The sequence below is a fragment of the Lacticaseibacillus camelliae DSM 22697 = JCM 13995 genome, assembly GCF_001311195.1.
Lineage (GTDB): Bacteria > Bacillota > Bacilli > Lactobacillales > Lactobacillaceae > Lacticaseibacillus > Lacticaseibacillus camelliae.
This window is the reverse complement of sequence record NZ_BBAJ01000042.1, coordinates 1-20,255: the sequence shown is the minus strand read 5'-3', so window position 1 is coordinate 20,255 and position 20,255 is coordinate 1. Positions and strand designations below refer to the sequence as shown.

Below are 20,255 nucleotides of genomic sequence, written 5' to 3'. Positions count from 1 at the left end.
CTTGGTAAGCCGGCGCGGGGCCAGCAGTGCGCATCAGCAACCCTTCATGGCGCTAGTGCGGCCGGAAACCACCGAGCGCAGCGGCGAGGTGTTCGCGGTGCACCTGGTCTACAGCGGTAATTTTGAACTCAGCGCCCAGGTGGATCCGTACGATCAGACCCGCCTCACCGGCGGTATCGGCAGCAGCGATTTTCGCTGGCAGCTCAAGCCAGACGCCAGCTTTCAAACGCCTGAAGTAGTGATGGTGTACAGCAGTGCTGGTTTGAACGGCATGTCGCAGGCCTTTCATCAGCTGTATCGCAAGCACCTGACGCGTGGGCGGTTCCGCGACCAGGTACGGCCAGTGGTGATCAACAACTGGGAAACGACATACTTTCACTTTGACGCGGCCCGCATCTTGGCTCTAGCGAAAAAGGCGAAAGCGGTCGGCGCGGAGCTGTTCGTACTGGATGATGGCTGGTTTGGCCATCGCAACGATGACCGTTCGTCGCTGGGGGACTGGCATCCCGACTTGAAAAAGCTTCCTGAAGGTTTGGGCAAGCTGGCGCAGGACATTCACCACTTGGGGCTGAAATTCGGTCTGTGGTTTGAGCCGGAAATGGTTTCGCCGGATAGTCAGCTTTACCGCCAGCACCCGGATTGGGTGCTGGGTGTCCCGAAGTATCCGTTGTCCACCGGCCGCCATCAACTGGTGCTGGACTTCAGCCGGCAGGATGTGCGCGCGGCAATCGAGCAGCAGATCGCGACGGTGCTGGACACCGTGCCCATCGATTTTATCAAGTGGGATATGAATCGCAACATCACTGAAGTCGCCAGCGCCAAGCTGCCCCCGGAACGCCAAATGGAGACGCTGCACCGCTACATCCTGGGCCTATACGACCTCGCGGATAAGCTGACGACTCAGTATCCGAACGTCCTGTTTGAGAACTGCTCCGCTGGTGGCGGCCGCTTTGATCCCGGCATGAGTTATTACATGCCGCAAAGCTGGACCTCTGATAACACTGACGCAATCGAGCGGATGAAGATTCAGTACGGCACGAGCCTGATTTTTCCGCCGATCATGATGGACGCGCACCTGTCCGAGGTGCCCAATGACCAGGTGGGGCGGGTCACGCCGCTGGCGACGCGGTTGGCCGTGGCCGAGTCGGGGAATTTTGGGCTGATGCAGGATCTGACCAAAAAAGATGACGCGACGCTGGCGGTCTTGAAGCAGGCCGTGGGCGATTACAAGGCACACCGGCAGCTGATCCAGTTTGGCACGTTTTACCGGTTGCTGGACCCGTTCACGCAGCAGGACGGTGCCTGGATGTTCGTCGACCAAGCCAGGGCGAACGCGCGGGTCGTGTACGTGCAGAGCCTGAACCAGGCGTCCAAGCCGCTGCGCAACATCAAACTGGTCGGGCTCACCCCTGATGCGACGTATTCGGACGGCGTGCGGCAGTGGCAGGGCGACGAGCTGATGAATTACGGGCTGTACCTGAATCAGCTGTTGACCCACGACTTTGAAAGCATCGTGCTGGACCTGACGCGGGTCTGAGGCACAGAAAAGAGGCAGCGCAAGCGCGCTGCCTCTTGTTGTCTCTTGAGTCTCACTGGGCTCTGGTTTTGAGGCTGGCCTCTTTGCGCCCGGCGTAGAGGTTCAGGACCAGGGAGATCAGCATCAGTGCTAAGGCCAGCAGCATAATGTTGTGCAGGCCGCTGTGCAGGATCTCGCGCATCGCCGGCAGGAGCTTTTTGGGCAGGCTGGCGGCGCTGTTAGAGTCGCTGAGTTTGTTCATCATGCCCATGGTGATGCCGGGATGGGATGCCACCCCTTTGGCCAGCTGCTGGTTCATCAGCAGACCAAAAATGGCCACGGTGAAAGTTTGGCTGAGCATGCGGATCAGAAAGCTGAACGACGTGGCGACCGAAACGTCCTGTTCTTCGGCGTCGACCTGGACCTTGACCTGCAGCTCGTTGAAGCAGGCCCCGTTGCCCCAGCCTTCAAAGGCGCCGGCGACCAGTAGCAGCCAAAATGGCGCGTGCACGTTCAGGACCGCCATCAGGACAAAACTGATCGTCAGCAGGACAATGTTGAACGTCAGCACCTGGTGCGGGGTGTAGTGCCGCCGCATCATCGGCACGGACTCCGAGCCGGCGACGTTGGTGAAGGCAGCAGGGATCTGCGTTGCCCCGCCGACCAGCGCGGTCGTGCCGAGCAGGCCTTGTGCCCACATCGGAGCGTAAGTCAGAAACGCCACGAAAGCCCCCCAGACCAGGGTGAACAGCAGAAAATCCATTACAAGCGGAAAATTCCGAAACACCCGCAGTGGGATGACCGGATCTTTGGCGTGCTTTTCGGTGCGCAGTAGCAAGACCATGGCCAAGACCGCGACGACCACCAAGCCAAGGATCACTGGCAGCTTGACCATGCCGATCATTTCAATGGCCCCAAGCAGGCTGATCAGCAGCACGACCAGCGCGACACTGCCGCGCACATCAAGCGGTGCGGCGACAGGCGCGCTGCGTGGCACCTTGTAGTAAATTTGCACCAGCAGGATCGACAGCAGGCCAATTGGCACGTTGATGTAAAAAATCCAGTGCCAGGACAAGGCATCGACGAGGAAGCCGCCGACCAGCGGCCCGATGATGGTCGCAAAGCTATAGAAGCCGGACACCAGGGCCAGCGTCTTCATGCGGTCGCGCACGTTCGGGTACAGGTCGACGAACATAATGTACGGCAGCGAGATCATGCCGCCGTTGTCGATCCCAGCGATCCCGCGGGTGATGATCAGGAGCCATATGTTAGGCGACAGCCCCTGAAGCAGTGACCCGATAACAAAAGTCAAAGCCGCAAGCTGGTAGGCGAATTTGTACGACCTGCGCTGCCCGAGCTTGCTCCACAGCAGCGTGGACACGGCGGTGCCCAGCAGAAAGACGGCGACTATCCACGCCATGAGCTGTAGCCCGTGCAGGTCGGCGATGATGGCGGGTAGTGCGGTGTTGACAATGGTGCTGTCGATTCCGGACATGACGTTGGCCAGCAGTAAGGCGACAGTGACGAGTCTAATGTTGCTTTTAGACATAAACGACTTTCTCTCAATTAGTGTCATGAAAAATACATGCATAGATAATCTTATGCTTTTCACGGCGCGGCGTCCATGTTGACCGGAAGCAAAAAAAAGCACTGACCACAGGGGTCAGTGCTTGAATGCATGTTACTTGTCTTCAATTGTGCCGTCATGGGTGCGTGCCACTTTCATGTCGACGACGGGAATGTAGCCCATTTTCTTGACCAAATTGTTTTGCACGGGCTTGCTCTGGATGAAGTGGATGAATTTGGCCGTTGCCGCGTTCGGTGAGCCCTTGGTGTACATGTGCTCGTATGCCCACACCGGCCAGGCGTTGGTGGTCACGTTGGCGTCGGTTGGCTTGACGTTGTTGAGGGCCACCGCGGTGACGCCTTCCTTAATGGCAGAAAAGGCGAGATAGGAAACGGCGCCAGGCGTGCTTGAGACCATTTTCTGCACGGTGCCGCTGGAATCCTGTTCCTGAGCAGTCTTGACCTTGTTAGTCTTGAGGGCGAACTGCTCGAACGTCGCGCGAGTCCCGGACCCCTGGGCGCGGTTGATCAGGACGATTGCCTTGTCGCGCCGCCCACCTGCTTCCAGTTGGTGACCTTGCCAGTGAATATGTCTACCAGCTGTTTTGAGCTGAGGTTGGTGACTTTCGTGTCCGGGTTGACGACCGGTGCCATGCCGACCACCGCGACCTGGTGATCGACCAGCTTAGTGGCTGCAATGCCTTTTTGCTGTTCGGCGAAATGTCGGAGTTCCCAATCGTGACGGCGCCTGATTGGACTTGAGACAGGCCGGCCCCGGAGCCGCCACCTTGGACCGTGATGTTGGCGCCTGGTGTCTTTTCCTGGTACTGGGCAGCGGCCTGCTCGACCAACGGCTGCAGGGCCGTGGAACCCACGGCCATAATTTTAGTTGAGTCGGCGGCCTTGGCCGTTGATGGCTTGGTGGCGCCGGTGCCTTGCTTAGCGCCACAGGCGGCAAGGATCAGGACGACCCCGACCGTGAGCAGCAGTGACCCCTTTTTCAATACGGAACCTTTTTTTCATGAATATTTCCTCCCCTAGTGGAATGAGTTAAGCATACGCGGGAAGTGTAAAAGCCTTGCAGGTTGGGTGTAATAGTTAGGTATCCGGTGTAAAGACAAGGACCCACTTGCGTAAATATTGCCAGCTGTGTCAATTGTGTTTCTGAAACTGACACCATATAATAAAGAGGCCAATTTAGGATACTGGAGGCCAACAATGAAAAATTACGTCGACGATCCGCACGTGCAGAAGAACCGCTGGTGGATCATGACCGCAGTCGGGATGTTCACCATCATGTCCACGCTGGATGCTTCGATTGTGAACATTGCGCTGCCTGTCATCGCCAAAGACATGCGCCTGCCGATGAACCTGGCGGAGTGGACGGTCTCGATTTATCTGATCGTGATCTGCGCACTGCTTCTGCTCATGGGCAAGCTGGGTGACATCTACGGCAAAATTCGCATCTTTCGGATGGGCGAAGTGCTGTTTACCATCGGGTCGCTGTTTGCCGGTTTCAATCACTCGTTTGTGATGCTGCTGGCGGCGCGGGTCGTTCAGGCGTTGGGGGCCTCCATGACGATGGCCAACAGCAATGGCATCGTGACGGAGGTGTTCCCGTTCAAGGAGCGCGGGCGGGCCTTGGGCATGATTGGGTCGTTCGTCGCCGTGGGCTCGATTGCCGGGCCGGGCCTCGGCGGCTTGATCCTCGGCGTGCTGCCGTGGGGCTACATTTTCTGGATCAACGTGCCGCTGGGCATTCTGGCCATCATCGTCGGCCAAGTCGTGTTTCCGAAGGACATCGATCACAGTGAGGCGAACATTGATTGGCCCGGGTTTGTCGCGTTTGCGCTGTTTATCGTGCCGCTGTTTGCCGGAATTTTCATCGGTCAGGAGATTGGGTTTACGCGGCCGGTGATCCTCGCAATGTTCGCGGTGGCGATCATTGCCTTTGGTGCGTTTATCTGGATCGAGCAGCACACTGCCGATCCGATGCTGGCACTGTCGCTGTTTGCCAACAAGGAGTTCACGATTTCACTGTTCGCCGGGTTTTTAATTTTCGTCACCAACTTCTTCTTCAATGTGATCTCACCCTTTTATCTGGAAAATGCGCGGGGATTGTCGGCAACGACGGCCGGGTACATGCTGATGCTGTTTCCCATTGTGCAGGTGATCGTGGCGCCGCTGTCCGGTTCTCTGTCGGATAAAATCGGGCCGTATGTCATCACGCTGGTGGGGCTGCTGGTGATCCTGGTCGTGCAGATCGGGTACGTCACGCTGAGCCTGACCACCCCGTGGCTGCTGGTTTGTGTGATCATCGCCGTGATGGGCTTTGGCAACGGGGCGTTCCAGTCGCCGAATAACACGTTGGTGATGTCGGCGGTCGCTCCCAAAGATCTGGGCATCGCCGGCGGCCTGAATGCGCTGGCCCGCAACATGGGGATGGTCGTTGGCATCTCCGCGTCAACCACGGTGCTTTATGCCGCGATGAGCCGTGAGGCCGGACGCAAGGTCACAACCTTCGTGGCCGGGCAGCCGCAGCTGTTTATCAACGGAATGCACGTGGCCTTCAGCGTCGCGGTGGTGATGTGCACGATCACCGTGCTGCTGACCGCCTACCGCATGATCACCATGCGCAAGTGAGCACCAAATAGGCACCGAAGCTGATTTTGTCGTCAGTTTCGGTGCCTATTGATTTTGTGGGAATCACTTGGCTAAGTCGCGGCTGGCCTTCACTCGGGCCATCAAGGTGGCGAGTGGGGTACCGGCGTCCAACTGATAGGATAGCCAGTGCTTCTTGTTCATGTGATAGGCTGGCAGCGCCTGACCGTTTTTCAGCTGCGTTTCGATGGCTTGTGGGTCGGCGCGCAGCACCAGAATGTCAATGGGGTCAGCGCCGGTCAGGCCGACTTTGTCCGGGGTCACCTTGACCATCAAGGCGTACCACTTGCGGTTGTCGCTGCGGCGAATGATTGCGTTGTTGGGAAACTGCTTCCACAGGTATTCAGGCTGTTCAGCGAACGCCTCGTCGATGGCCGCGGTAATTTTTTTCATCTGCCCGGCGTCGAACATGGTCGGCACGAAGCAGTCCTTTGAGATTGCCGTCAAGGCGGCGATGTAGGCCCCGCGGATCTGACCGATGAACATCCCCGAGTTGGCCGGGTCCAGGTGGAGGGTGTACAAGTCGCCCGATTCCTGGTCAGTCACCGGGCTGGTGATCGTCTTCCCATCGATGTTGACGGTGAGGCTGAAGCCCGGGACCAACGCAGTTTGGTAGCGCCAGCCGGTACCGGTCTGTTTGAACCCATAGGCGGCCAGCTTTTTGGCGTCGGGCTGGCGATTGTGAAAAATCGTGTCTTGAATTGAGTGTTGTAAGGTGGTCATAGTCGTCCTTCTTTCGGGGAGTCATCAAGGTAGCGAGTTAATCAAAGCGGTTGGCAATTTGAGGTAAAATGGCTTGACTGTCAGGTGGCGTCACAGTTTATTCTAAGGTTGTCGGTGGCAGTTGCACGGCAAAATGCCGGCCTGAATCACTGTGTTACACTAGTTATAAACCATACCGTTACGTGACAGTCAACCCAAAGGACAGTGCCATGCTCAAAATTAGTGAAATGGCCAAGTTAGCCAATACCACCAGACGAACCCTGATTTTTTACGATGAGCAGGGGCTTTTTAAGCCGGCGAAGGTGAGCGACACGGGATATCGGTACTATGAGTATTCGCAGCTGTACGACCTGATGACCATCCTTGGCCTGCGCCACATTGGGCTGTCGCTTGATCAGATCAAGGCCATTAGGTCCGCCGACAACCGGCAGGCCATCCCGCAGCTGCAGGAAGCCCAGGCCAAAATCACCAGTCAGATCGAGGATCTGCAGCGCGTGCAGGCGGTGATTCAGCAGCGGCTGACGCGGCCCGGCAAGGCGCCGGCCGGCAAGTTATACGCGCCGGTGGTCGCGACGCTGAAGTCCGCAACATTCTGGTGCTCCCGCAAGGCGGTGGACTGCACCGAAGAAGAGGTCGCTCAGCTGTTTTCAGAGTTTTATCAGAAGCTGGACGCGCTGGCGCTGATGAACACGGCCACTTCAGGGTATTTAACCGATTTGCCGGTTGAGGATCCGGCAGGGTACATGGACGCCTCATTTCGGATCCTTAAAGAAACGCAGGGCAAGCCTGACGAAACCTTGCTGCCGCTGATCAAAAAGCCGGCGGGCCGGTATGTTCGCGTGCGCGTTGCCAACACGCTGGACGGGATCACCCGTGGGCTTAACGAACTGAACCAGTTCTGCCAGACCGCGGGGCTGCACCCGAGCACGCATCTGTGGCAGATCAATGACCATGACGCGGTGGTGGCGCAAGGCGCAACGCCGTACGGCTGGCTCGAGTACGCGCTGGATTAATTGGTTGAACCAGAAGCATTGTCCAATCAGACAACCAAGGAGGAAACGAATATGCAAGCAATTAGATTAACTGGGCCGTGTGAGGCCAGTGCGCTGAAACCCGTTGAGGTGCCAAAGCCAGAGGCCAAGGCGGGGTTTGACGTGGTGCAGGTCAAGGCCTTTCGTGTGAATGAGTCGGAAGTCACCAGCCGCAAGGGCGAATCCGATGGCGATTTCCAGTATCCCCGAATTCTGGGAATTGAAGGCACAGGCGTGATCGACACGCCGGCTGCCGACTCACCGTACCAGCGCGGCCAGAAAGTGGCGATGATGATGGACGGCCTCGGCCGTGCGATTGACGCTCTTACGCCGAGTATTGCCTGGTGCCGCATGCGGCAATGATTCCGCTGGAGACTGATCTTGACTGGGACCTTGTTGGCGCCTTGCCGGAAATGCTGCAGACGATTTACGGCTCGCTGAACAAGGGGTTAAACCTGACGGCCGGTGACACCGTGCTGATTCGCGGCGGTTCGTCAACAGTCGGGCTCATGAGCATCGGCTTGGCTAAAATGCTGGGGGCGACCGTCCTCGCCACGACTCGCAGCCAGGCCAAGGTGGCCAAACTAACGGCCATGGGCGCAGATCATGTGCTCATCGACGACGGGCACATTGCCGCTCAGGTGCACGACCTGCTTCCTGAGGGCGTGGATAAGGCGCTCGAGCTGGTCGGCACCACGACGCTGACGGACACCTTTGGCGCGGTCAAACCAGCTGGTAAGCTCTGCTTCACTGGCGGGCTTGGCGGCGGCTGGGAAATCGAGCACTTCTCACCGTTCATGATCCCCAGCGGCAAGTTCTTGACCAGTTATGCCGGTGAAGCCCAAGACCTGCCGGCCAAGATCTTCAACCAAGTCCTGGCGGAGGCCAAAGCCGGCAAGCTGAGCGTTCCAATCGCCAAGGTCTATCACGGGCTTTCAGAAGTCGGTGAGGCCCAGGCCAACCTGGAATCCGGCCACTTTGTCGGCAAGCACGTGGTGGTGTTAGATTAATTTCCGTTATGCGACCGCACACCCTGATCAACAGGCGTGCGGTTTTGTCTGCCAGACAAAAAAGCCAGCCGCTTGAGCGACTGGTTGCAAGAAGCTGTTAGGCCTTTGGATTTTTGCCCTGCATGTTGCCGTGGGTGTAATCGAGCAGGTGGTTCTTGAGGTCTTCCTCCATCTTGCCGAGTTCCTGCTCTGCGGCCTGGCGCTTGGCCCGGCCTTCCTGCTGGATCTGCAGGGTCTGCTGCAAGGTGTCGACCAAATCGTTTTGCGTCTGGGTCAAAGTCTCGATATCGACCACGCCGCGCTCGTTTTCCTTGGCGGTTTCAACGGCCGAGATCTTCAGCATTGACGAATTTTTCTTGAGCAGGTCGTTGGTGGTTTCGGAGACCTGGCGCTGCGCGGTGACTGCATCCTTTTGCCGCAGGAGGGTCAGGGCGATGGCGACTTGATTCTTCCACAGCGGAATGGCCGTATTGACGCTGGCCTGGATCTTTTCCGCCAGGGCCTGGTTCGTGTTTTGAATCAGGCGGATCTGCGGCGCCTGCTGCAGTGTGATCTCGCGCGCAGCTGGAGGTCGTACGCGCGCTTTTCCAGCCGGGTTTCGAACTGCTTGAGGTCGTTGACTTCCTGGACCTTCATCTGGTCGCCGGAGGCCTGGGCGTCGGCGAGGGCGGCAGGGATGGTCTTGTTCAGCAGTTCGTCCTGCTTGATCTTGGCGGCGGCAATGTAGATGTTCAAGGCGTCAAAGTACGCTTTGTTCTGGGCGTACAGCTCATCGAGCATCTTGTTGTCGTTGAGCAGGCCTTGCTGCTCCTTGGTCAGCCGCGCGGCGATCGTGTCGATTTGCGCACCGATTTTCTGGTACTTGGCGGTGATTTCAAAAATCGAGCGCCGCACTTTGCCAAAAATCTTCTTGAACACGTTGTTGCTTTCGGCGCGCAGCTCGTCCGGATTGGCCTCGTTGAGGCGCGCCATCAGGCTGGTAAGGGCGTCCCCGACCGCGCCGGTGTCCTGGCTTTGCACCTTATCCAGCATCGTCTGGGAAAACTGGCCGAGCTGCTGCTGGGCCTGGGCGCCGTAGCTCATCACGCCGTCATTATTTTTGACGTCGATTTGTGCCGCCAGGTCCTGCGCCTGTTTCTCCTGCTCAGGGGTCAGCTTGGCCGTGGGATTATCACTGGCGGCGCTGGCCGGCGCTGCCGCGGCGGTGCTGCTGGGCGTCTGGGTCGCAAACGGCTGGCTCAACAGGTCGGCGACCAGGTTTGAATCCGCGGCAGTACTGGTGGCTGCCGATTGTGCGGTGGTTTTTGCTTCTTCATCACTCATGCTGTTGCCCCGTTTCTTCTGATTTTGGTGTGATGGTGGCGTGCTCTGGTGTTAAATGAATGCTGCGGTCCACGGTGTCGGTCGATTCGGCCAGGCGCGGCTTGATCTGCTTTTTGGCCAAGTCAATGTCCGCTTCCAGGTCATCGATATCGCTTTCCACAAATTCGCTGTAGCCGTCCTTGATCGTATCGGCGAGATCACGCAGGGTGTTGGCCGCAGTGGTCAGCACGTCGTAAGTATCCTGCGTTTTGACCTCGTGGTGCGTGATGGTTTCGTATTTCTGGGCGATGCTTAGCACATTTGGCAGCTGCTCGTAGATAAACTTGCCGGCTGCGCCCAGCTTCTTGGGGGTTTGCACGATGGCCTTGAAGTAGGCGTGCATGATGTCGAGCAGGTCAGCGTTCACAGCAATGGTCTTGATCTTCGGCACGCGGTCGGCGATGGCCTCGAACTCGTGAATCTCATCAGCCGCCTGGTCCATTGTCTCGCGAAACAGGTTGATCTCACTTTCGCTCAGGCCGGACTCAGCGTAGTGGGCGGCCATATCCGGTGTGATCGGTGGGGTGGCCGGTTTCTCGACCGGCCGGCTCAGCTCGCCGACAAGCCGGGCCCCGGCGAAGACCACCATGACGAACAGGCCGACCCACAGGTGCTGGGTCAACAAGCCAATCACCAAGCCGGCCGCGGCCCACAGGCCCACGCGCAGCCAGCGGATGCGTTTTTCTGGTTTCTTCAACGTTTTTTCACTTCCTGAATATGCTTTCGTGCCTTCAGTTTACCATACTATCAACCCCCAAATATCGGGCTTGCGATGGACTTTCCTGAAGGATTTCTAAAGGCGTTGGTATTCTCGCCGGCCATTGGTATCATAGGGTTGATGACGCCTGCCCAGGCGGCAAGAAGGAAGGCTCCCGGATGGAAAAAATCGAAGGACGACAGCAGATTTATCAGGACCAGATCCTGACGCTGAGTCAGCTTACAGTACGACTGGAGGACAATACTATGGCGAAAAGGACTCTGGTTCACACGACCGGTGCGGCGGGGGTGCTGGCCGTACACCAAGACAAGGCCCTGTTTGTCCGCCAGTGGCGCACCCCAATCGGCCAGGAGACCATAGAGCTGCCGGCGGGCAAGATCAATCCTGGGGAAACCCCCTTTGAAGCCGCCAAGCGCGAGCTGAATGAGGAGGCCCAGTTGGCCGCTGACGAGTGGGCGCCGCTGACGCACTTTTACCAAAGCGCAGGGTTTTCCGACGCCGAAACGACGCTGTTTTCGGCCCGCCGCTTGCACGCGCCAGCCGCGCAGCGCAGCCAGGACGTTGGCGAATTTGTCACCGGTGAGTGGCTGACGCTGGCGCAGGCCAAACAGGCCCAGGCGGACGGTTTGATCTGCGACGCCAAAACGACGCTGGGCCTGGCGCTTTGGGCGCTTCAGGGGGTGCAAGATGCCTGAGTTAACCCGCAAAGAGTACCGTCAGCAGCAAAAGCAGGCCGAGCGCGAGGCCGAAAAGCGCGATGCCAAGCGCGTTGAAACCGAGCGCGAGTACGCCAAGCAGGCCCATGATCCAGACAAGGCACCGAAAGCGCCGCACCGCGGCGATTTTGACGAGCAGACCTTCAGGAAGGTCAACAGCTTAAAAAAAACGCCTTAACTGGGCGATCGGGATCGTGGTGGTGCTGCTCATTGTGGTCGCGCTGGTGCTGTTTAAGCTGTAATTTTCGCTCGCCTGGCGTACAATTAGTCAGTTGCTTTTTCACTGTCATAGAAGGGATGAACTTTAATGAAGATAGGCGTTATCTGCGCGATGGAAGAAGAGATCCGCACGCTGCTGCCCAAGCTGGCAGATCAAGAAGAATGGGTCGTGGCCAGCCAGCATTATTACCACGGCACCATTGACGGCACCGAGGTGACTGTGGTTGAATCCGGCATCGGCAAGGTGCAGGCGGGGATGACGGCGACGGTGCTGCTCAGCCAGTATCAGCCGGATGTGCTGATCAACACAGGTTCGGCCGGCGGCATCGGCCAGGGGCTGAACATCGGTGACGTCGTGATTTCGAGCAAGGTCGCCTATCACGACGTGGACGCCACGGCGTTTGGCTACAAGCCGGGCCAGCTGCCGCAGCAGCCCCTTTATTTTGACGCTGATCAGCAGGTGGTTGAGGCCATTGCCCAGGCCGCGCGCGAGACGGACCTGAAGACGCACGTTGGCTTGATTGTGTCCGGCGATGAGTTTGTTTCTAGCCAAAGTGCCGTCAAGCGCATTTTGGCCATGTATCCGGACGCGTTGGCCAGCGAAATGGAAGGCGCCGCGGTCGGCCAAGTTGCGCACGAATTCCACACGCCGTTTGTCATCATCCGTGCGATGAGCGACAACGGCGATGACAGCGCCTCGGTCAACTTTGACGATTTCATTATTGACGCGGGCAAACGCTCGGCGGCGATGCTGCTGGCGTACATTCACAACTTGAAATAAGGAGCGAGAGATTTGGATCACATCTATCTCGATAACGCGGCCACAACTCCGATGGCAAAAAAAGTCATCGAGACCATGACCACGCAAATGCAGTCTGATTTTGGCAATGCGAGCTCGACCCACTGGTTCGGCCGCAACGCGCGCGCCGTCATGGACGACAGCCGCGCTGTGCTGGCCAAAAGTATCAACGCCAACCCCAATGACATCGTGATCACCAGCGGCGCGACGGAGGCCAACAACACGGCCATCATGCAAACGGCACACGCGCGGGCCGGGCTCGGCAAGCACATCATCACCACGGCCATCGAGCATCTCAGCGTACTAAAGCCGATGGCGCAGCTGGAAAAAGAGGGCTTTAGGGTCACCTATTTGCCGGTGAACGAGGAAGGCGAGATCAGTTTGGCCGACTTCGACGCCGCGCTGGATGACGACACCATCTTGGTTTCGATTATGATGGGCAATAACGAGGTCGGCTCGCGCATGCCGATACAGCAAATCGGGGAGCGGCTTGTCGACCACCAGGCCTGGTTCCACACGGACGCGACCCAGGCGTTCGGGCTGCTCGACATTGACGTGGATGCACTGCACGTGGACATGCTGAGCGTGTCCGCCCACAAGATCAACGGCCCCAAGGGTATCGGCTTCCTGTACCGGCGCACCGGGATCAACTTCCCACCGTTCTTGCGCGGCGGCGAGCAGGAAATGAAGCGCCGGGCGGGCACTGAGAATCCACCGGCCGTGGCCGGGTTTGCCGAGGCGGTGCGCCTCATCACGTCGCAGGAAAAGGCAGACCGGCAGGCCAAGTACTACGGCTTCAAGGAGCAGATCATGCACGCGCTTAAGGCCGCAGGCGTGGACTTCAAGGTCAACGGCCCGCTGAAGCCGGATGCGCTCAATCACGTATTCAACCTCTGGCTGCCCGGCGTCTCGACCTACGCGCTGCAGACCAACCTGGATCTGGCCGGATTTGCCATTTCAGGTGGCTCCGCCTGCACGGCTGGCTCGCTTGAGCCGTCGCACGTCTTGACCGCCATGTACGGCGCGGATTCACCGCGCGTCGCAGAATCGATCCGAGTGTCTTTCGGCGCGTTCAACACCACCATGGACATCGTGCAATTCAGCGACGCCCTGGTCAAAATCGTCAACCGGCTCCGTAAGAAAGCCAACGCTTAGGCACGACTAAAGCACCGAATTCGCAGCGTCTCTGTGGGTTCGGTGTTTTGGTGTCCAGTTGAAAGAAAAGGTAAAATCTGCGCCGGGCTTTCAGTGGCTGGGGGCAAAAGCGTAGAGTGGAAGTAGTGACTAGGGGATTTTTGAGGGAGGAATTGAATTGGCGGAGGAAAAAAAGCACTCTTTCTGGATTAACGCAGGTCGAAGCAAAGGCGCGTTTGGCCAAGGACGGGCCCAACGAGGTGGCGGAAAAACCCTTCAGCTTTCCCCGGGCGATCGCGCAGCGCCTGTGGGAACCCTCCGCTTGGATCTTGGAAGGGGCACTGCTGCTGGAAATTATCCTTGGCAAGGGCATTCAGGCCGGCTTCATCATCGTCATGCTGCTGTTTGCAGCCGTGAACGGCGCGGTTCAGAACCGCAAGGCGACCAAAATTCTGTCCGGGCTCACCGACCAGCTGACGCTGACGGCGACCGTTATGCGCGACGGCCAGTGGCGGCGGGTGCCGGCGCGCGAGCTGGTGGTCGGCGACCTCGTCAGCTTGACTTCAGGCGACTTGGTGCCGGCGGATGTGAACCTGCTCCAAGGCCACGCCGACCTCAACGAAAGCTCGATCACAGGGGAAGCCCAAGGCGTGTCTCGGCGCGTCGGCGATGCCGCATTTGCCGGCACCGAGCTGACTGCCGGCCACGCCTTGGGCCGCGTCACGGCCACCGGGAAGGCCAGTCGTTCCGGCAAAACCATCAGCCTCATCAACAAAAGCTCGGCGCCTGGGCACTTGCAGCAGCTGCTGGGCAAAATCATCGGCTACCTGGCCGCGGTGGATGCAGTCCTGGCCGTGATTCTGATTGTGGCAACCCTGGTGCGCGGGCAGAGTTTGCTGGCGCTGTTGCCATTTTTGGCGATGCTGGTGATCGCGACGATTCCGATCGCCATGCCCTCCAGTTTTGCCGTGGCCAACTCCGTGGAGGCCAAGGTGCTCAGCGGCCAACAAGTCCTGGTCAGCGATTTGACCGGAATTCAAGAGGCGGCCAACATGAACGTGCTGCTGGTCGACAAAACCGGCACCATCACGGCCAACAAGCCCAGTGTGGTGGCTTTTTACAACTTGTCGGCGCAGCCAGATGAGACTGTCCTGCAATTGGCGCTGACCGCGACTGACCAGCGCAAGCCCAGCGTGATTGATGCGGCCATTCAAAATTACGCCGGCCAAAAGCAGGTTGCCCCACTGACACAAACCAATTACCTGCCGTTTGATTCCGGCACTGGCTACTCCCAAGTTCAGGTGTCAACTGAGGCAGGGCCGCAAATGGTCCGGCTCGGCTCTCTGAAGCAGCTGACCAAGATCACGGCGGCTTTTACGCTCCCTGCCAGCGTTGATTTTTCCGCCGGTCGCACGACCGCCGTTGCAGTCGCGGACCAAATGGTCGGGTTGTTCATCATGCAGGATCAGCCGCGTGCGGACAGCGCGGCAGCTCTCGCTGAGATCCGCGCCCACGGCGTCAAGGTGCTGATGCTGACTGGGGACAACCAGAAAACAGCGGCGGCCGTGGCCAAGCAGGTCGGGTTGCCCGGCCGCGTGATTTCTATCTCTGAGCTAACACCGCATCAGCCGCTGGATGACCTCGCCGGCATCGCCGATGTCGTCCCTGAGGATAAACTGGCCATGGTCACCAATTTTCAAAAGGCCGGTTATATCGTCGGGATGACCGGTGACGGCGTGAATGATGCGCCCGCGTTGAAGCAGGCGGACCTGGGAATCGCGGTTGCGACCGCCGTGGATTTGGCCAAGCGGTCGGCGCGCATGGTGCTTTTGACGCCGGGATTGAGTTCGATCACCAACGTGCTGGACAGCGGCCACCGGGTGTACAAACGCATGATGACCTGGACCATCACCAAGCTGTCGCGGGCGGCTCAGCTCAGCATCCTGCTGACGTTCGGCTACCTGATCTTCGGCTTCCTGCCGCTGAGTTTGAATGCGATGATCCTAGTCGCGCTGCTCAACGATTTGGTCACGCTGGTGCTGGGCACCGACCACGCGCAGATCAGCCACCAGCCGGAGCGCTGGGACATGAAAAAAAATTGAGCAAAACGGCCGGTCTTTACGCCGGTGGGTGGACGTTTGCCGGGTTTGGCTGGCTGCTGTGGCTGATCCACGTTGGGCAAACCGCGGCTCAGATCAGCACCGCGCTGTTCTGCTTCCTGATGTTTAGCGCAATGCTCACCATCCTGATGACCCGCACCACCAAACCATTTTGGGCCAGCGCCGCCAGCAAGCAGGTCAATTGGGCCATCGGGGGCAACACCGTCGTGACCATGATCTTGGCTGGGGTCGGGCTGGGCGTCACGGCAGTCCGGTTGCCCATCATTTTTCTCGCGCTTGCCCTGACGCTGGTGGTGGGAGTCCTGTTGACCGGCTTGACGCGGTGGCTGCACCCCGCGGCGTGAAACGCCAACGATTGCGCGGCAATCTTTGGCCCCGGATAGGCGATTATGGTAAGATAAAAGCGAATACAAGCGCCGCTGTGCGCACAGGGAGTGGGAGTTATGGCATTACAGGCAACTGGTTCCGTCTTGGGCGATCCGAAGACCTACAAGATTTCACCGCAGATCAAGCGTTACACGCTGATGGACCTGGGGTTTGTGAAAACGAAGAACGGCAACTTCCAGCTGGAGCGGTCGCTGGACCCGAATTCGCCGTTCACCCAGGCCAATAAGCTGAAGGTGACCTTCAAGGCCGACCTGTCCGGCTTTCAAATGGGTGTGACCACGGCCAACGGGCTGAAGGCCATCAACATTTTCAAATCCGACAAGACCGCTGATAACGTGGAGCAGTATCATTTCATTATTGACAACATGATCGAGCGTCAGGTGCTTGAAGAGGCCTGAGCGCACAATAAGGCCGCTGCGAAAATTAAATCGCAGCGGCCTTTTGCGTCCAATTGGCGGCTAGTTGATCTTGCGCTTCGGGTTCAGCAGGTTCATTGGATCCAGCAGCGCCTTGATCTGGTGCTGGAGCATGTCAACATCCTCGCCGAGCTCGGCGTTGTTCCACTGGTTCTTCAGCATCCCCACGGCGTGCTCGCCGGAAATGGTGCCACCCAACGCCAGTGTTTTCTTGAACATCAAGGACAACGCCTGGCTGACTTTGGCCGGGACCCCTTTTTCTTCAATCGGCCAGACAATGGACGGGTGGACGTTGCCGTCGCCGGCGTGACCCGCCGTGTAGATCTTCAGGCCGAGGTCTTGGCCGACCTGCTTGATGTAGTCCATCATCGGCGCCAGCTGGGACAGTGGCATCGCCATGTCCTCCATAATGTGGTTCTGGCCGGTGAAAATGGCTGGGAGCATGTCGCGGCGGACTTTTTCCAGCTGGGCCTGCTCCTCGGGCTTCTCGGTGACGGTGATGTCGCGGGCCCCGTGCTTGGTCAGCAGCGCGTTCAGCACGTCCATGGCCTGCTTAGTGCCGTTATCGATTTTAAAAATCAGCATCGCCCCGGACTCCTTGCTGTAGTCGGTGCCATCGTACTGATCAATGGCCTGAATGGTCGGGTGATCCATCGCCTCGAGCATCGTCGGGTAGACGCCCGAGATGCGGATCTCGGCGACGGCCTCGGCCAAGGCCGTCATGTTCTCGAAAAAGGCCATGCCCATGACCGGCGTTCCCAGCGGGATCGGCATCAGCTTGACCGTGATCTCGGTGATGATGCCTAAAGTGCCCTCAGAGCCGACAAACAGCTGGGTCAGATCGTAGCCGAACGCCTGCTTGAGCGTGCGGCCGCCGAGTTTCAGCTCGCGGCCGTCCGCCAGCACCACTTTGAGGCCGAGCACGTTGTCCTTGGTCGCCCCGTACTTGACGGTGCTCATGCCGCCGGCGTTGGTCGCGACGTTGCCGCCGATGCCGGAAATCGGCTTCGACCCAGGATCAGGCGCGTAGAACATGCCTTGCTTACGGGCGGCCTGGTCGAGGTCGCCGTTGATGACCCCAGGCTCGACGACGGCCAGCGAGTCGGCCTTGCTGATCTCCTTGATCTGGTTCATGCCGGCGGTGGACAGAATGAAACTGCCGGCGATACCGTCCGCCCCGATCACCGTACTGGTGAACCGGTTCTGGGTGACGACTGGAACGTGGTACTTGCGCGCGGTTTTCAGCACGCCTTGTACGTCGGCGGTGCTGTGCGCCTCGATGAAGGCGAGGGCCAGTCCGGAATCATCGTCGGTCAGGTTGGGGGAGAAAGACTGCTTTTTCAAGGTGGCCGGGTCGGTGATCACGCTGCCGGCGGTCACATTGGCTTTGAGGTCGGCAAGAATCTCATCGTTAGAAAATGCCGCAAAAACTGTCATGCTAATGGCTTCCTTTCTTTAAAACGCTTACAAAAATACCGTAACACTATTTTACCAAAAAGGGTGCCATAAGCCATTGGCGGTACCTGCTTCCCGATGATATTTCTGCCGGCAGTGCAGCTAACACTTTCGTCATGTTCAAATGCGGCAGGCAAAAAGTGTTATGGTATGAGCCATGCAGCCGCTGTGCTGCAAGTAAACCAAGCAGGCCTGCCGTGGTGGGCCGAAGGAGATTGACATGGCTTTTGCAATTGGGAAGTATCTGGCCGCCGGACGCGCTGCGAGCGGAAAGTCGCAGGAAGACACTGCGCTGTTGCTGGGAATCACTCCTGGAACGGTAGCCCAGTGGGAAAATGGGCAAATCGTTCCGACGCTCAGTCAACTCGGTCAACTGAGCCGTGTGCTCGGTGCGGCGCCGCAAGCGCTTGTGGGGTTGAAACCAAAAAAAGAAGCGCCTGCCGCTGATCGGCCAGCGGGATCAAAGTAAAAGTGTGAGCTGGGGAGCGACCTCTGACGAACTGCGCCGCCTGGTGTTGGCCAATCTGATCAGCCTTAGCGCCAGCTTGACCACGGAGCAGGCCGCCAGCTTGCAGCCGGTGCTGGAACAGCACTACCAGTTGTTGATCCAAGGGGTCACGGCGGTCGCCTATGTGGTGCAGACGATGTCGCTGGGCGTCAGTAAGGCCATGCGGCAGGCTGGCATCATGTTTTCGCCAGCGCAGGAGGCGGATTACATGGCCATTGTCCGGGCGGATTACATTCGCAAGTGAGGGTGTAAGCGACGTGCACTGCTTACTTTCAGATAGCGTTGTTTTTCCCAGTTGCACTGGTATAATTAACCTTACTGGAATTGACGACCTTCAAATCGGATAACTCCAGAATCTGATTGAATGATGGTGATCATTTTGGACAACAGCAACACCCGCGTTGTGGTGGGGATGTCCGGCGGCGTGGATTCGTCCGTGTCGGCGCTTCTCCTTAAGCAGCAAGGGTATGACGTCGTCGGGGTGTTCATGAAGAATTGGGACGATACAGACGAGAACGGGGTCTGTACCGCCACGACCGACTATGCGGACGTGGCTAAGGTCGCCGACGAGATCGGCATTCCTTACTACGGCATCAACTTCGAAAAAGAGTACTGGGACCGCGTGTTCCAGTACTTCCTGGACGAGTACAAGGCCGGCCGCACTCCGAATCCCGACGTGATGTGCAACAAAGAGATCAAGTTCAAGGCGTTTCTCGATTACGCCGAGGAGCTTGACGCCGACTACATTGCCATGGGCCACTACGCCCAACTGACGACCGACGAAAACGGCACCGTGCACATGCTGCGCGGCGCTGACGCCAACAAGGACCAGACGTACTTCCTCAGCCAGCTGTCACAGGCGCAGCTGAAGAAGTCGATGTTCCCGATTGGCGGCATGCAGAAGTCGCAGGTTCGGGCCATTGCCGAAAAGGCGGGTCTGGCCACTGCCCACAAGAAGGACAGCATGGGCATTTGCTTCATCGGCGAGAAGAACTTCAAGCAGTTCCTCAGCACTTATCTGCCGGCTCAGCCTGGTAAGATGATGACCTATGATGGCGAGGAGAAGGGCACGCACGATGGCCTGATGTACTACACCATCGGCCAGCGCCAGGGGCTTGGCATCGGCGGCAACTCGGAGAACTCTGAGCCGTGGTTCGTTGTCGGCAAGGACATCGAGAAGAACATTCTCTATGTCGGCCAGGGTTACAACAACCCGCACCTGATGGCGACCAGCTCGACGCGTCCGGCATGAACTTCTTCACCGGCAAGGCGCCTGCGACCGACTTTCACTGCACGGCGAAGTTCCGCTACCGCCAGCAGGATGTCGGCGTCACCGTGCACCTTGACGGCGACAATGCCCGCATTGAGTTCGACCACCCGGTCCGGGCCATCACGCCCGGCCAGGCCGTTGTCCTGTACGACGGGACGGAGTGCTTCGGTGGTGGGACCATTAACGTGGCCTACAACGATGCTCAGGTCCTGCAGTACGTGTAATGAGTTAGGCAAAAATCTCTGGCACTCCTGCGCAAGCGGGGGTGTTTTTTTTAACGCCTAAGCGGGTGAGTCGGCCACTATTCGGAACACGCGTTCGTATGGTAAAATATAGGCAATTGGAGGTGCGTGATGCAAGCACAAAGCACGTATGAATCCCCGTTCGGCGAGTTGACGTTGCTGGCCGACTCAGACCATTTGCTGGGCATTTGGTTCAAGGATCAGGATCACTTTGGCGGGCAGTTTGACTTGACGCAGGTGCCGCGTCAAGTGACGCCGGTCTTGATCAAAACCGGGCTGTGGCTGCAGGACTATTTTGCGGGCGAGAGGCCGGATCCCCAAACGCTCCCGCTTAAGCTGACCGGCACCGCGTTTCGGCAGGCCGTTTCCCGGGCACTGCTCGCGGTGCCGTACGGTGAGGTG

The 20,255-nt window shown here is 58.4% G+C and carries 15 protein-coding genes and 6 pseudogenes; 15 read left to right on the top strand and 6 right to left on the bottom strand.

Annotated elements, in window-relative coordinates; genetic code table 11:
- On the top strand, positions 1 to 1,537 hold a 1,537-nt coding region (locus JCM13995_RS08630; RefSeq protein WP_156314391.1), incomplete at its 5' end, for an alpha-galactosidase.
- 52 nt (positions 1,538 to 1,589) lie between these two features.
- Here the strand turns inward: JCM13995_RS08630 and JCM13995_RS08625 are convergent.
- Together JCM13995_RS08625 and JCM13995_RS08620 are read right to left on the bottom strand one after the other, a co-directional pair.
- Entirely contained in the window at positions 1,590 to 3,065 is a 1,476-nt protein-coding gene (locus JCM13995_RS08625; RefSeq protein ID WP_054664662.1) for an MFS transporter, read from the bottom strand.
- A 132-nt stretch (positions 3,066 to 3,197) separates the two neighbouring features.
- A pseudogene (locus tag JCM13995_RS08620) lies at positions 3,198 to 3,963 on the bottom strand (substrate-binding domain-containing protein).
- A 337-nt stretch (positions 3,964 to 4,300) separates the two neighbouring features.
- On the opposite strand from JCM13995_RS08620, the gene JCM13995_RS08615 reads away from it, so the two are divergent.
- On the top strand, positions 4,301 to 5,725 hold the full coding sequence (locus JCM13995_RS08615) for an MFS transporter (RefSeq protein ID WP_054664658.1): 1,425 nt from the start codon (positions 4,301 to 4,303) through the stop codon (positions 5,723 to 5,725).
- Between the two features lie 63 nt (positions 5,726 to 5,788).
- On the opposite strand, the gene JCM13995_RS08610 is transcribed toward JCM13995_RS08615, so the two are convergent.
- Positions 5,789 to 6,466 (bottom strand): MmcQ/YjbR family DNA-binding protein, encoded by a 678-nt coding sequence (locus tag JCM13995_RS08610; protein WP_054664655.1) that lies wholly within the window; start codon positions 6,464 to 6,466, stop codon positions 5,789 to 5,791.
- Between the two features lie 209 nt (positions 6,467 to 6,675).
- Between JCM13995_RS08610 and JCM13995_RS08605 the strand changes: the two genes are divergently transcribed.
- From JCM13995_RS08605 to JCM13995_RS08600, 3 genes are read left to right on the top strand one after another with little or no spacing between them, the layout of a single operon-like run.
- On the top strand, positions 6,676 to 7,479 hold the full coding sequence (locus JCM13995_RS08605; RefSeq protein ID WP_054664652.1) for a MerR family transcriptional regulator: 804 nt from the start codon (positions 6,676 to 6,678) through the stop codon (positions 7,477 to 7,479).
- A 51-nt stretch (positions 7,480 to 7,530) separates the two neighbouring features.
- The gene (locus JCM13995_RS16065) at positions 7,531 to 7,860 is read left to right on the top strand and encodes an alcohol dehydrogenase catalytic domain-containing protein (RefSeq protein WP_225350813.1); all 330 of its coding nucleotides are present in this window, start codon (positions 7,531 to 7,533) and stop codon (positions 7,858 to 7,860) included.
- Positions 7,842 to 8,507 carry a zinc-binding dehydrogenase gene (locus JCM13995_RS08600; RefSeq protein WP_225350812.1) on the top strand — a complete coding sequence of 222 codons (666 nt, stop codon included), beginning with the start codon at positions 7,842 to 7,844 and terminating at the stop codon, positions 8,505 to 8,507. The genes JCM13995_RS16065 and JCM13995_RS08600 overlap by 19 nt, the downstream gene beginning before the upstream one ends.
- A 97-nt stretch (positions 8,508 to 8,604) precedes the next feature.
- Here JCM13995_RS08600 and JCM13995_RS08595 read toward each other — a convergent pair.
- Together JCM13995_RS08595 and JCM13995_RS08590 are read right to left on the bottom strand one after the other, a co-directional pair.
- A pseudogene (locus JCM13995_RS08595) lies at positions 8,605 to 9,830 on the bottom strand (toxic anion resistance protein).
- Positions 9,823 to 10,566, bottom strand: a complete 744-nt coding sequence (locus tag JCM13995_RS08590; RefSeq protein WP_054664648.1) for a 5-bromo-4-chloroindolyl phosphate hydrolysis family protein — start codon at positions 10,564 to 10,566, stop codon at positions 9,823 to 9,825. The pseudogene JCM13995_RS08595 and the gene JCM13995_RS08590 overlap by 8 nt, the downstream one beginning before the upstream one ends.
- Positions 10,567 to 10,745: 179 nt before the next feature.
- On the opposite strand from JCM13995_RS08590, the gene JCM13995_RS08585 reads away from it, so the two are divergent.
- The 6 genes and pseudogenes from JCM13995_RS08585 (at position 10,746) to JCM13995_RS08560 (ending at position 16,360) form a co-directional block, all read left to right on the top strand.
- On the top strand, positions 10,746 to 11,282 hold the full coding sequence (locus tag JCM13995_RS08585; RefSeq protein WP_054664645.1) for an NUDIX hydrolase: 537 nt from the start codon (positions 10,746 to 10,748) through the stop codon (positions 11,280 to 11,282).
- Positions 11,275 to 11,545 (top strand): annotated as a pseudogene (locus JCM13995_RS08580) (hypothetical protein). Before JCM13995_RS08585 ends, JCM13995_RS08580 begins: the two are co-directional and overlap by 8 nt.
- A 65-nt stretch (positions 11,546 to 11,610) precedes the next feature.
- On the top strand, positions 11,611 to 12,303 hold the full coding sequence (locus tag JCM13995_RS08575) for a 5'-methylthioadenosine/adenosylhomocysteine nucleosidase (RefSeq protein ID WP_054664642.1): 693 nt from the start codon (positions 11,611 to 11,613) through the stop codon (positions 12,301 to 12,303).
- 12 nt (positions 12,304 to 12,315) lie between these two features.
- The gene (locus JCM13995_RS08570) at positions 12,316 to 13,476 is read left to right on the top strand and encodes a cysteine desulfurase family protein (RefSeq protein WP_054664639.1); all 1,161 of its coding nucleotides are present in this window, start codon (positions 12,316 to 12,318) and stop codon (positions 13,474 to 13,476) included.
- 152 nt (positions 13,477 to 13,628) lie between these two features.
- Positions 13,629 to 15,919 (top strand): annotated as a pseudogene (locus JCM13995_RS08565) (HAD-IC family P-type ATPase).
- A 99-nt stretch (positions 15,920 to 16,018) separates the two neighbouring features.
- On the top strand, positions 16,019 to 16,360 hold the full coding sequence (locus JCM13995_RS08560) for a DUF1831 domain-containing protein (protein ID WP_054664636.1): 342 nt from the start codon (positions 16,019 to 16,021) through the stop codon (positions 16,358 to 16,360).
- Between the two features lie 60 nt (positions 16,361 to 16,420).
- On the opposite strand, the gene JCM13995_RS08555 is transcribed toward JCM13995_RS08560, so the two are convergent.
- Positions 16,421 to 17,815: an FAD-binding oxidoreductase gene (locus tag JCM13995_RS08555; RefSeq protein WP_054664633.1), complete on the bottom strand. Its 1,395-nt coding sequence runs from the start codon at positions 17,813 to 17,815 to the stop codon at positions 16,421 to 16,423.
- A 238-nt stretch (positions 17,816 to 18,053) separates the two neighbouring features.
- Here JCM13995_RS08555 and JCM13995_RS08550 point away from each other — a divergent pair, with 238 nt between their 5' ends.
- From JCM13995_RS08550 to JCM13995_RS08535, 4 genes and pseudogenes are all read left to right on the top strand, one after another.
- Positions 18,054 to 18,302, top strand: a complete 249-nt coding sequence (locus JCM13995_RS08550) for a helix-turn-helix domain-containing protein (protein ID WP_054664630.1) — start codon at positions 18,054 to 18,056, stop codon at positions 18,300 to 18,302.
- Between the two features lie 4 nt (positions 18,303 to 18,306).
- Positions 18,307 to 18,585: a hypothetical protein gene (locus tag JCM13995_RS08545; RefSeq protein WP_054664627.1), complete on the top strand. Its 279-nt coding sequence runs from the start codon at positions 18,307 to 18,309 to the stop codon at positions 18,583 to 18,585.
- 132 nt (positions 18,586 to 18,717) lie between these two features.
- Positions 18,718 to 19,835 (top strand): annotated as a pseudogene (mnmA, locus tag JCM13995_RS08540) (tRNA 2-thiouridine(34) synthase MnmA).
- A 129-nt stretch (positions 19,836 to 19,964) separates the two neighbouring features.
- Positions 19,965 to 20,255, top strand: a pseudogene (locus JCM13995_RS08535) (methylated-DNA--[protein]-cysteine S-methyltransferase); the annotation flags it as partial.